At 43.3% G+C, this 12961-nt stretch carries 8 protein-coding genes; 3 read left to right on the top strand and 5 right to left on the bottom strand.

Translation table 11 applies throughout. The features are described from left to right. Window positions 1–54 precede the first annotated feature (54 nt). On the top strand, window positions 55–2349 hold the full coding sequence (gene ptsP / locus C1A47_RS11630) for a phosphoenolpyruvate--protein phosphotransferase (protein WP_111895211.1): 2295 nt from the start codon (window positions 55–57) through the stop codon (window positions 2347–2349). Here the strand turns inward: ptsP and C1A47_RS11625 are convergent. The 3 genes from C1A47_RS11625 to C1A47_RS11615 form a co-directional block, all read right to left on the bottom strand. Next, the gene (locus C1A47_RS11625) at window positions 2346–2546 is read right to left on the bottom strand and encodes a hypothetical protein (RefSeq protein WP_111895210.1); all 201 of its coding nucleotides are present in this window, start codon (window positions 2544–2546) and stop codon (window positions 2346–2348) included. The genes ptsP and C1A47_RS11625 overlap by 4 nt on opposite strands. Before the next feature lie 174 nt (window positions 2547–2720). Beyond that, window positions 2721–4910 (bottom strand): catalase/peroxidase HPI, encoded by a 2190-nt coding sequence (katG, locus tag C1A47_RS11620; RefSeq protein ID WP_111895209.1) that lies wholly within the window; start codon window positions 4908–4910, stop codon window positions 2721–2723. A 355-nt stretch (window positions 4911–5265) separates the two neighbouring features. After that, window positions 5266–6312: an MBL fold metallo-hydrolase gene (locus C1A47_RS11615; RefSeq protein WP_111895208.1), complete on the bottom strand. Its 1047-nt coding sequence runs from the start codon at window positions 6310–6312 to the stop codon at window positions 5266–5268. A 239-nt stretch (window positions 6313–6551) separates the two neighbouring features. Here C1A47_RS11615 and C1A47_RS11610 point away from each other — a divergent pair, with 239 nt between their 5' ends. Then, entirely contained in the window at window positions 6552–7451 is a 900-nt protein-coding gene (locus tag C1A47_RS11610) for a LysR substrate-binding domain-containing protein (protein WP_111895207.1), read from the top strand. Window positions 7452–7456: 5 nt separating this feature from the next. Here C1A47_RS11610 and C1A47_RS11605 read toward each other — a convergent pair whose 3' ends face one another. Further along, on the bottom strand, window positions 7457–8104 hold the full coding sequence (locus C1A47_RS11605) for an HAD family hydrolase (RefSeq protein ID WP_111895206.1): 648 nt from the start codon (window positions 8102–8104) through the stop codon (window positions 7457–7459). 1 nt (window position 8105) lies between these two features. Further along, window positions 8106–9038, bottom strand: a complete 933-nt coding sequence (locus C1A47_RS11600; protein WP_111895205.1) for an RluA family pseudouridine synthase — start codon at window positions 9036–9038, stop codon at window positions 8106–8108. 705 nt (window positions 9039–9743) lie between these two features. Here C1A47_RS11600 and C1A47_RS11590 point away from each other — a divergent pair. Beyond that, window positions 9744–12961: Rne/Rng family ribonuclease (locus C1A47_RS11590; RefSeq protein WP_111895204.1), on the top strand; the 3218-nt coding region annotated here is incomplete at its 3' end.

Below are 12961 nucleotides of genomic sequence, written 5' to 3'. Positions count from 1 at the left end.
AGTAAAGTAATAATTACTTACTAATTATATAAATTGTTTTGGGAGTACGTATTTATGTCGAACATGCAATTAGACACGCTCCGACGCATTGTCCAAGAGGTCAATGCAGCCGTGAGCTTGCATGAGTCACTAGACATTGTGGTCAATCAGATTTCGGTTGCCATGGATGTTGACGTATGTTCGATTTATTTACTGGATGAACGTAACCAGCGTTATGTGCTGATGGCAACCAAAGGCCTCAATCCCGAGGCGGTTGGTAGCGTCTCTTTACAACTGGGTGAAGGCCTAGTCGGCTTGGTTGGACAACGTGAAGAAATTGTCAATCTGGACAATGCAGCTCAACACGAACGCTATGCCTACTTCCCCGAAACAGGTGAAGAAATTTTCAATTCATTTCTTGGTGTACCCGTCATGTATCGCCGTAAGGTGATGGGTGTCTTAGTTGTACAAAACCGAGAATCCCAAGATTTCAGCGAAGCGGCTGAATCCTTCCTCGTTACACTCTGTGCCCAGCTTTCAGGTGTTATTGCACATGCGCATGCGGTTGGAAATATCGATGTATTTCGTAAGCCGAGTAATTTATCGAGTTATAAAACCTTTCAAGGCGTTTCTGGTGCAGGCGGTGTCGCGCTTGGACGTGCGATTGTGCTCTACCCTGCTGCCGATTTATCTGCTGTTCCTGAACGCGAAGCTGAAAGCATTCCCGATGAACTTCAACTGCTAGACCATGCGGTTGCCAATGTTCGTAGCGAAATTCAATCGCTCGATGAGAAAATGCAAGATTCGCTCATGTCGGAAGAGCGCGCCTTATTTAGCGTTTTCTTACGTATGCTTGATGAAAATGCCTTACCTGCCGAAATCAAGGAATTGATCCGAGAAGGACACTGGGCACAAGGGGCAGTCAAAAAAGTCCTCGACAAACACATTGCACTCTTTGCCCAAATGGAAGATGACTATCTCCGCGAACGTGTATCTGATCTCAAAGATTTGGGGCGACGTATTCTTGCTTCATTGCAAGAAGCTGACTCAAGCCACCGCGAACTGAGTTCAGACAGTATTTTAATTGGTGAAGAAATCAGTACTGCCGCTCTAGTTGAACTCCCAATGGATAAAATCGCGGCAATCGTGACCAGTGAAGGTGCAGCCAATTCACATATGGTCATTGTTGCACGTGCTTTAGGTATTCCAACGGTTGTCGGGGTGACTGAACTTCCAATTAATACCATTGATGATGCAGAAATGATTGTCGATGCCTATCAAGGTCGGGTTTTTGTTAATCCGCCACGTCGACTGCGCCAACGTTATAAAGAAATTCAAAAAGAAGAAGAGCAAATCGCCAAAGATCTCAAGCAATATGAGACCAAAGATGCGATTACGCCTGACGGCGTTCCTGTTCGTCTATTTGTTAATACAGGCCTCATGATTGACGTGGTTCGTGGTGTACAACGTGGTGCCAAAGGGGTTGGTTTATACCGCTCTGAAATTCCATTTATGCTGCGTGACCGTTTCCCTGGTGAAGAAGAGCAGCGCGCAATTTATCGGCAACAGCTCAGCCATTTTGCCAATAAACCTGTGATTATGCGTACTCTCGATATTGGCGCAGATAAAGATTTGCCTTACTTCAGTATTGATGAAGAAAACTCAGCACTGGGTTGGCGAGGGCTACGCTTTACACTGGATCATCCAGAGATTTTCTCTGCACAAATCCGAGCAATGCTTAAAGCCAGCATCGGTTTAAATAACCTGCATATTCTGTTGCCAATGGTCACCAGTGTGAGCGAAGTCGAAGAAGTGCTGTATTTACTTGAGCGTGACTGGGTTGCAGTTCAAGAGGAAGAACAGGTCAAAATCAACAAACCTAAAATCGGGATTATGGTCGAAGTGCCAAGTGTATTGTTGCAGATTGACGAATTTGCACCACTGGTAGATTTCTTCTCGGTCGGTTCCAATGACTTGATTCAGTACCTACTAGCTGTAGACCGTAATAACCCACATGTTTCGAGTGTCTATTCACATTTTCATCCTTCAATTTTGCGCGCTTTACACCGCTTGGTAAAAGAATGTCATGAATATGAAAAACCGATTAGTATTTGTGGGGAAATGGCGGGAGATCCGTTGTCTGCCATTTTACTTATGGCAATGGGCTTTAATACCCTTTCAATGAGTTCAAGTAATATCTTGCGGGTTCGTAAAGCGATTTGTCATGTCCCAATGACAGATGCACAAGAGTTGCTTGATCATGTTTTAAAACTCAATAATCCATTACTGATTAAAAGCTGGCTTGAACATTATTTTAGAAATCATGGTCTAGCCGATATGGTGAAAACCAACCGTTTGGTAAGTGTTTAGCAATACATCTGACTGCCAAAAGCAGCATATAAAAAAGGGCGACTTTCTTCAGAATATCGCCCTTTTTTATGTTTGGTGTAGCCACGTTTGGCATTTTTCTTTCGATCCACAAACACTTGACTTTTATTGACGTCGTGCATGTGTTTTGCCACAAAATTATGAATCACAACCTCTGGTTGCATTTGACGTTTCGCCATTTTCTTTACCTTTTCTAAAAATGCTGTCTATATAAGACAGCGATCTAATTTAGCACATTTATTAAACAATTTAAAAAATTTAATGTCCGTGGATTCATGACAAAAATTATTCTGAATAATCAAAAAAAGAAAAAGCCAGTCATTTAAACTGGCTTTTTCAATCATGCGTTAGACTTATTTTTTAACATCAAAGCGATCCGCATTCATCACTTTATTCCACGCTGCAATAAAGTCATGTACAAATTTCTCTTGGTTATCATCCTGCGCGTACACTTCCGCATAAGAACGCAAAATCGAATTTGAACCGAAGACCAAATCCACCCGGGTTGCTGTCCATTTTACTGCGCCTGTTGCACGGTCACGAATTTCATAACGGTTTTTACCAACAGGTTTCCATGTATTGTGCATGTCAGTGAGATTCACAAAGAAATCATTACTCAATACACCGACACGGTCAGTAAATACCCCTTCTTTCGCACCACCATAGTTAGTGTCTAAAACACGCATCCCACCAATCAAGACCGTCATTTCAGGGGCAGTGAGACCCATCAATTGCGTCCGATCCAGCAACATTTCTTCAGGCTGTACCGCATAATCCTGTTTGATCCAGTTACGGTAACCATCATGTTTTGGCTCTAGATCGGCAAATGAATATTCATCGGTCTGCGCTTGCGTAGCATCACCACGACCAGAGATAAATGGGACTTTAACATTGACACCTGCGGCTTGAGCTGCCTTTTCTACGGCTGCCGTTCCACCTAAGACAATGAGATCAGCAAGACTGACTTTTTTGCTCAAGCCTGCTTGAATTTCTTCAAGTTTGGCGAGCACTTTTTGTAAGCGTTCTGGCTCATTCCCGATCCAATCTTTTTGTGGAGATAAACGAATACGTGCGCCATTTGCACCACCACGGAAGTCCGAACCTCGATATGTCCGTGCACTATCCCATGCTGTGGTAATCAGGTCACTGCTCGATAAACCACTATTGAGCAATTTGGCTTTCAGTTCATCAATTTCTGCTTCAGTTAATGTGTAGTCTACTGCTGGAACTGGATCTTGCCAGATTAAATCTTCAGCAGGTACATCTACACCCAAATAACGAGTTTTTGGCCCCATATCACGGTGGGTGAGTTTAAACCATGCACGGGCAAATACGTCTGCTAACTCATCAGGATTTTGATAGAAATGTTCTGCAATTTTGCGATATTCAGGATCCACTTTTAATGCCATATCGGCATCGGTCATCATTGGGTTACGGCGAATATTCGGGTTATGTGCATCGACAGGTTTGTCTTCTTCTTTAATGTTGATCGGTTCCCACTGATGTGCTCCTGCCGGACTTCTGCGCTGTTCCCAGTCATAGGTAAACAATAAATATAAATATTCATTGTCCCATTTGGTCGGATGCGTTGTCCAAGCCCCCTCAATCCCGCTGACCATGGTATTGCCCGCATTGCCTGTACCTTCAGGGTTATGCCAACCTAGGCCCTGAAATTCGACATCCGCTCCTTCAGTATCCGCACCGAGTAAATCGGCCTTACCATTACCATGTGCTTTCCCGATGGTATGACCACCTATCGTCAATGCCACGGTTTCCTCGTCATTCATCGCCATGCGGTCAAAAGTGGTACGCATATCTTGCGCTGTTTTGAGCGGATCAGGCTGACCATCAACCCCTTCTGGATTGACATAAATCAGACCCATTTGCACAGCGGCCAAAGGATTTTCTAATGACGCACGATCCTGATCATCACCATAACGATTTTTCGTTGCATCGAGCCATTTACGTTCTTCACCCCAATAAATATCTTTTTCAGGATGCCAAATGTCTGCTCGACCACCACCAAAACCGAAAGTTTTTAAGCCTGCGACTTCATAAGCAACTGTCCCTGCGAGAACAATTAAGTCCCCCCAAGAAATCTTATTGCCATATTTTTTCTTAATTGGCCAAAGTAAGCGACGGCCTTTATCGGTATTAACGTTATCTGGCCAGCTATTGAGTGGTGCAAAGCGCTGATTACCGGTGTTAGCACCACCACGACCATCTTGCTTACGATACGTTCCTGCCAAGTGCCAAGCCGTACGGACAAACATACCAATGTAGCTACCGTAATCGGCTGGCCACCAGTCCTGACTGGTATTAATTAGGGCACGGATATCTTCTTTAACAGCATCTAAATCAAGCGACTTGAATGCTTCTTCATAATTAAAATCAGGATCTAAAGGATTAGTTTTGGTATCGTGCTGTGAAAGGATGTCTAGATTTAATGCATTTGGCCACCAGTCTGTATTTGAGCTGGCTGCTGACGTATTTGCACCCTGTGCAAATGGACATTTCCCTGTCGAAGCTTGCTTATGGTCCATGTTGTATCTCCAATTCAATAACTCATTTTGATTCTTGCAATCAATGTTGTTTTTAAGGTTCTACGTATATCAAAATAGCTGTTTTTACATACAAGCTAAAGCGGATTTAACTAATCACAACAATCGAAATCTTCTATCTTTGATTGTGAGAATAAAGTTCACAGCACTTGGAGCACTTATGTCGTGAGAACACATTTATTTTTATAAATTTATTATATTTCAATTAAATAAAACTATTCTAAAAATAATAAATGTTGTTTTTCTTCGCAAAATTGCGACTAAAATGTTCAATCCATCTCATAAAGCTTAGAAAGCAACATGTGCTTCCTCTAAGCTTTTAGTCAGGTGGATGACTTCAAACAATCAATTTTCGTCCTTCCCGAATACAATAAAAAGGATTCATCAACTTAGAAGCATATTTGATGGCATGTTCCAAATTTTGCTCTGGCTCATCACGCTGCTCATCGGTCAGTTGAAAGGTTCGGTAATGAATGGCCAATGTTCGCTGTGCGTGTAAGTCCCCATGAGCTTTTAATGCATCCTGAGGATTCATATGCAAGTAATGCAGAACATGCTGAGGTTCATAAGCCCCTATTGGTAATAACGCAATTCGCGGTGCGCCAAAACGCGCATGGATTTCTTTAAAATGCCCCGCATAGCCTGTGTCACCTGCAAAAAAACAATACTGCTTTTTGAGCTTTAAACAGAAACCACCCCACAAAGCACGATTTTGATCACGCAAGCCACGCCCCGAGCCATGCTGTGCGGGCGTATAAATAATTTCAAAATCATCTAAATGCGCAGACTGCCACCAATCCAGTTCAACCACATGAAAAGACTTTGGCAAATACCAAGCATTCCCCAATCCTGTATAAATCGGCATGTTAAATTTTTTATGAAGCCAAGTCAGAGTCGCCAAATCCATATGGTCATAATGGTTATGACTTAACAGCACCCCATGAATCTGCGGCAATTGTTCTAATGCAATCCCTGCTGGGCAAACACGACGCGGGCCAGAGCCTTGCTTGGGACTAACAAACTCTGCCCAAACAGGATCAGTCAAGAAATTATAAGGCCCAATTTGAATCAGAACCGTTGCATGCCCCACAAACCAGACTCGCCATTGATTCATATCCTGACTTGGATGATCTCCAGGCAATTCTCGAGTAGCAGACTGAAATTTCTGAAACTCCTGATCGCGATCGACATTCCACGTTGATGATTTTCGAGTCGCCAGCCATTTAAATAAGCTAAATTTTCTACCCCGTGGACCAGTCACTTCGTTATGAAATTGCCCTGCACGGAAGTGTGGCGACTCAAAATCTGACTTTGGTTGCAAGAGAGTGTGAAACCAACTGTTCTGAGTTGGTAGTTCATAGTGCAATTCTGTTGTTTTATCCATAAGGCTTACAATATAAAAATCGAATCTGTTTTACGTGCCACACTGTCAATATATCCTGTCACCGTTAAAGATCAAAGATACTGACGCAAATTGCTGAAAAATTATTCTGCCCTAGATCATATACAGAATTTGGATTCATTTTTCTTTTTATTTTTGTATGGTTTTCTTCATTTCAAATGAAGCGCTTTCGATTATACTGCTAAGCCATAGATAAAAATGCTTGAGAATTGGATCGGTTAATGGAACTACGCCATCTTCGATATTTTATTACCGTCGCAGAAGAACTTAATTTTAGTAAGGCAGCATTAAAACTGTATACTGCACAGCCATCATTAAGCCAACAAATCAAAGACCTAGAAGATGAAATTGGCGTCCGTCTGCTGAACCGAACCAAACGCAAAGTTGAGTTAACCGAAGAAGGTGCCGTTTTTCTAGAACAAGCTCGCCTCACCATTGCTCAAGCTGAAAAAGCGGTGCGAATGGCGCGTGAACTGCATTTTTCAAAACAGCAAAGTCTCAAAATTGGATTTATTACCACCGCTGAAGTTCGCGTATTTCCGAAAATACTCCCGAGCCTACGCATGCTTTACCCGAATATTAAACTTGATCTGCAAATTTTAAATGGGTTTGATCAGCATAAAGCGCTTAAACGGGGCGATCTTGATGTCGTATTTTCGCGCCAATCTTTCAACGATGATGAAATCGATAATTTTGTCGTACTACAAGACACGCTGGCTCTGTTTTTAGCTAACAGCCATCCTCTAGCTGCGTTCAAGACCATTCCGCTAGAAGCGTTGAACGATGTAGATTTAATTATGTCGAATGCAACGGCTTATCACATCATGAATAAATCAATTTTAGATTTTTTTGAGAAGCACCACATCAAACCACGTATTTTGGAAAAAACAGAAAATTTGGTGGAGAATATTGCGGCTATTGAACAAGATTTGGGATGTTCAATCTTGCCACAGTATCTTGACCCATTTATCAAACTGGATCAAATTGCAATCCGCCCACTTGAATGTGCCCTACCGCCACTGAATTTATTTGTCAGCTACCGCAAAAATAATCTGTCTTTCCCAATGCAAAAAATGCTGGAGTTATTACGCCAGCATTTTGAATTGATGAAATACGCTTAAGATACTTAGGCAACTTGAGTATTTAACCACTCATGCAGTTCACTCACACTGTTAGCAATGGTGAGTGGTTGATATTGTTTTAAAATATCAACGTGATGGACCCCATAACTCACGCCAACTCTTGGCATGTCAATACGTTGCGCCATTTCAAGGTCATAGCTGGTATCCCCAACCATAATCGCCTGATTGGCAGAGATGCCTGTAAAATCCAGAATTTGCTGCAACATTAAAGGATCAGGTTTAGATTTCGTTTCGCTTGCAGCACGAGTCATGACAAATAAATCCTGACTTTCGGTTTTCGCCAAAACACGATCTAAACCACGACGGCTCTTACCTGTTGCAACGGCCAACTGAATCCCTTGTCGCTTCAGGTCTTGCAGCATTTCACTAACACCTTCAAACCACTGATCATCTTGTGAATGGGCCACATAGTGCTGTGCGTAGCTGTCCAAAATTTCCTGATGCAATTCAGGAACATCTGGAAATAAGGTTTGCATCACTTCTGGCAAGCCAAGACCAATAATACTTTTGGCATCCTCATCCGTTAAGGGTTGCTGATGTTGCTGCGCAGCAAATTTCAAACTCGTCACAATTTGCCCAACAGAATTAAATAATGTGCCATCCCAATCAAAAATCACCAATTGTTTTTGCACATTAGGCTCCTTTTTCCAACTCTTTCAATAATTGCTGCATATCTTCAGGCAATTCAGCCTCGATCACAGGATAATCTGGAATTTCCAAACGCATAGCATGTAAGCATAGGCGACGCGCTTCAGGGCCAGTATAGGGCGTGGTATGTCCGTATTTATCATCCCCCACTAAAGGATGCCCGATACTTTGCCCATGCACACGAATCTGATGCGTACGACCCGACAAAGGCGATGCATGCACTAAAGTCGCTTGTTTAAAACGCTTGGCAACTTTCCACACCGTTTGGCTCGGTTTACCTTCTTTAGATACACGCACGCGGCGCTCACCATTGGCCAATTCATAACGTAAAAGCGGCGCATCAATCAGTTGCTTGTCGAGACTGACCTGACCTTTGACAATCGCTGCATAGGTTTTTTGGATTTTGTGTTCGCGCAGCAAATCTTGCAGATGCTTTAAAGTACTGCGTTTTTTACTGATCATCACCAGACCCGACGTATCACGGTCAATACGGTGGATCAGTTCCAGATATTTTTTGCCTGTTGCCGCACGTAAGGCTTCAATTAAGCCATACGCCACACCACTACCACCATGCACTGCAATCCCTGAAGGTTTATTAACGACTAACAAACCTTCATCTTCATAGACCACACGTTGCAACAAACCTTGTGCAACACTGTCACTGACAGGAACATCACCCTCTTGTTTTTGTTCATAGCGAATGGGTGCGACACGAACCTGATCACCAATTTCCAGACGCGTTTCGGCTTTTATACGTTTTTTATTCACGCGAACCTGACCTTCTCGAATCAAACGATAAATACGGCTCTTGGGTACGCCTTTTAAACGGGTAAACAGAAAATTATCGACACGTTGCCCTGCTTGGTGTTCAGTCACTTCAAACCATGTCACACTTTGCCATTCTTGGTTGGTATTCATACAACTCATTAAACCTTAAAAATACTCGAATATGATTAAAAAAAGATCAAATAGGCTATTCTTTTCACAATAAACTTAAGCTTAGCCCATAGGCAGATGCCACAAGGTTTGATATAGTCAGCGCACGGATACCGCCGTAAGTGAGTAAAATTGTCTACCATTTCAAAATAATGAACGGTAGATCTCAAGTGCAACTCGGAAAGGTCCCAAAAGAATATGCCGCGCCGAAGGCTTATTATATCGGCAAAATTGTAGGCTGTTACGTTAATTTGTACTTTTGCACGTAAAACAGCCTGCCCCAAAAAATATGTCGCTAGTTTAGGCTAGTTATTAAACGTAAACTGAAACACATCAGACAAGTCTCCTGATGTCGAATTCAGGCCTCAATGTTCGATGTATTGGAACTGTATGCATGGAAAGGATACGATGAACATTCCGTATACCCCGTGTTCAAAAAACACGCCCTGCCACCTACAGTGAAAGTATCTACATCCAATACACCTACTGAGCGCCAGTGAATCTTCAGGTGATTTTAGTCGATTAAGGATTAAAGCGGTTTTGTATATTCATATGCATGAATTAAATACCAGCATTTAAGTTGGCACTCGTGAGTGCGCGAATTCTGCGTAACTTTTCGATTCTTCATCATGAATACATCACCGCAACAGACTTGTCGTTGTGCTTCAACGATTAGGTATTACACCCATGAAACGTATGTTGATCAATGCAACACATGCCGAAGAAGTTCGTGTTGCACTCATCACTGGTCATCGTTTGTACGATTTTGACCTCGAAAATCGTACCCGTGAACAAAAAAAATCAAATATCTATAAAGGCCATGTGACCCGAGTCGAGCCTTCGCTCGAAGCTGTATTTGTTGAATACGGTGCTGGTCGCCAAGGCTTTTTATCTATGCGTGAAATTGCACGCAGCTATCTCAACAGCGACCCACGTGAAAACAGCAACATTCGCGAACTAATCAGCGAAGGGACTGAACTTCTTGTTCAAGTTGAAAAAGAAGAACGTGGTAACAAGGGTGCTGCACTTTCAACATATATTTCACTTGCAGGTCGTTATTTGGTGCTTATGCCAAATAACCCGAAAGGTGGCGGTATCAGCCGCCAAATTTCAGGTTCTGTCCGTGAAGAACTCAAAGAAATGTTAGCATCGCTCAATGTTCCTCGTGGCATGAGCGTGATTGTCCGCACTGCAGGTATTGGTCGTAGCCAAGAAGAATTGCAACTTGACTTGCAACACTTGCTTGACCTTTGGGCACAAATTCAAAGCACAGCAAACTCTGGCCCATCTCCAATGTTGGTACATCAGGAAGCGGGTGTTGTTACTCGTGCCATTCGTGATTACTTGCGTGATGATGTTGCTGAAATCCTGATCGATAGCGAACAAGCATTTAACGAAGCCTATAACTTTGTTAAAGCGGTGATGCCTCGCCAACTCGAAAAATTAAAAACCTATACGCTGAATGAACCACTGTTTGCACACTTTGGGATCGAAAGCCAAATTCAAACCGCTTACGAGCGTGAAGTGAAATTGCCATCTGGCGGTTCGATTGTCATTGACCAAACTGAAGCTTTGGTTTCAATCGACATCAACTCAGCAAAATCAACCCGTGGTCACGATGTTGAAGAAACTGCGCTCAACACCAACGTTGAAGCTGCTGAAGAAATTGCACGTCAATTACGTTTACGTGATATCGGTGGTTTAGTTGTGATCGACTTCATCGACATGACGAAAGACCGTAACCAGCGTGTGGTTGAAGCGAAACTTCGCGAAGCAACGCAAAGCGACCGTGCTCGTATCCAGTTTGGTCAGCTATCACGTTTTGGTTTAATGGAAATGAGCCGTCAGCGCTTACGTCCATCTCTAGAAGAAGCAACAGGTTATGTCTGCCCACGCTGTCATGGTACAGGCATGGTGCGTGACCTCCGCTCTCTTTCTCTTTCTATCATGCGTAAGATCGAAGAAATTGCACTTCGAGAACGTCATGGTGAAGTTCAAGTCGAAGTTCCTGTTGAAATTGCAGCTTTCTTATTGAACGAAAAACGTCACAGTCTGGTTTATCTTGAACAAACTTCAAATGTACGTGTCACTGTGTTGCCTCACCCGCACTTGGAAACACCACATTATGAAATTCAGTACAACCCTGAAGGTTTTGCACCAACAAGCTATGAACGTACAGAAGCAACGCGTTCAAGTGAAAAAGAGTTAGGTTACGAGTCTTCTGACTGGCATTTGGAAGATGAACACACTGCGCCAGTACAAGCTACTGAAGCGAAAAAACGCCGTACACCTGCTCAACAACAACCTGTTGCCGAAGTTGCTCCGCAATCTGCTCCTGCACAAAAAAGTGCTGCGCCAAATAGCCCTTGTGCTTGGCTAGAAAACTTGTTTGTTCAGAAACAGGCTCACACCATTGATCAATCCCGTTCTGCAAATAATGCAGCAGCAGCAATTGAACAAATGGTTAACAATGGCGCAGTAAGCCGTGGTCAGTTTGGTCAGGTACAAGTAGCGCCAAGTGTTCAAGCTGCATCTGTAGCAACAACACCTGCAAGTAATGCTTACCTTGCACCATCTTCTTCTGTTTCAAACAAAGTAGAAAAACGAGAAGTACCAGAGAAAGAAGAAAAGGTATTACCTCGCAACAACAATAACAACAAAAAACAGCGTAATAAGCATAAAGAGCCTCGTGAACAACAAGTAGATCAGAACCAAAACAATCAGGTTCATGAAGAAGTTGTTCAATTGTCACGTCAAGAAATGCGTGAACAAAAGCGTCAAAAACGCCAGCAACAAGAGCAAACTCCTGCTGAGCAAAACAATAGTGAAGCGCCTGCTGTAGCACGTCGTGACCGTAATCAACAACGTCCACAACGTCCAAACCGCCATCGTGATGCCTCTGTTCTCAATACAGAGCCAACTACTGAAACCAATACCCCCCCTGCTGCACCTACAAAGTCAGCAGAAGTAAAGGTCAATGTTGTTGATGTACCGCGTTCGGGTGAAATGACGACTGCACTACTGGTCAATGTTGAACAGTCGACACGTGAAATTGTGGCACTGCATGAAAGCCCTGCTCCAGTTGCTGTTGCAGAAGAGGCTGTCGTTGCTCAACCTGCTACTCAAGAAGTAGCTGCAACAGAAACAAAGGTTGAACAACCTGTAGTTGCTGAAACTGTTGTCGTAACTGAAGAAAAACCTGCTGAAAACAAACCAGCAGCTCAAGCTGAAGTTAAACGTGCAAGCAATGACCCGCGCATGCGTCGTCGCCAGCAACGTGAAGCCAAAGCAAAAACGACTGCACCTGTAGCTAAGCTCAACCCAAGCCAAGTACCAACACTGGTACAATACAACATCGGTAGCCTGATTCGCCATGTCTATGGTGAAGATTGCACCGTACTCATTGAACAGTTTGGTCTGGTTCAAACCTTTAACCGCGCGTTGCTTAAATTCACCGAGCAATATGTCAGTACTTTAGCAGAGCAACCTGCTGAAGTTGAAGCTGAGAAAAAGCCTGTGACGCGTGATGTACAGTTGCCAAGCAAAGCGACTGTAGAAGCTGAACCTGTTGAAGTTCTACCACTCACACCACCAGAAGCACCACAAGTTCGTGTTGCCAATGATCCGCGTGAACGTAGACGTCTTGCAAAACAAGCGGCCGAGCTTGCTAAAGCGCAGCATATCCAAGAGCAAACAGAAGAAACTGCTGTGGCTACTCAAGCGGCTGAACCCGTGGCAACTGAAGTTTCTGCTCCTGTAGTTGAAACATCGGCAGAAGTAACATCAGAAACAGTTGTAGAGTCTGTTACTGAAGCAGCAAACACTGAAGTTGAAGCTGTTGAAGCTGTTGAAGCTGTTGAAGCTGTTGAAGCTGTTGAAGCTGTTGAAGCTGTTGAAGCTGTTGA

This window comes from Acinetobacter sp. MB5, from assembly GCF_003261585.1.
Taxonomy (GTDB): Bacteria; Pseudomonadota; Gammaproteobacteria; order Pseudomonadales; family Moraxellaceae; genus Acinetobacter.
The sequence above is the reverse complement of the archived record's forward strand: the minus strand, read 5'-3'. Positions and strand labels throughout refer to the sequence as shown.

Coding starts and splice junctions, on each gene's coding strand:
- ptsP (WP_111895211.1), top strand. CDS start 55: ATGTCGAACATGCAATTAGACACGCTCCGACGCATTGTCCAAGAGGTC.
- C1A47_RS11600 (WP_111895205.1), bottom strand. CDS start 9,038: ATGAATACCAACCAAGAATGGCAAAGTGTGACATGGTTTGAAGTGACT.
- C1A47_RS11625 (WP_111895210.1), bottom strand. CDS start 2,546: ATGGCGAAACGTCAAATGCAACCAGAGGTTGTGATTCATAATTTTGTG.
- C1A47_RS11610 (WP_111895207.1), top strand. CDS start 6,552: ATGGAACTACGCCATCTTCGATATTTTATTACCGTCGCAGAAGAACTT.
- C1A47_RS11615 (WP_111895208.1), bottom strand. CDS start 6,312: ATGGATAAAACAACAGAATTGCACTATGAACTACCAACTCAGAACAGT.
- katG (WP_111895209.1), bottom strand. CDS start 4,910: ATGGACCATAAGCAAGCTTCGACAGGGAAATGTCCATTTGCACAGGGT.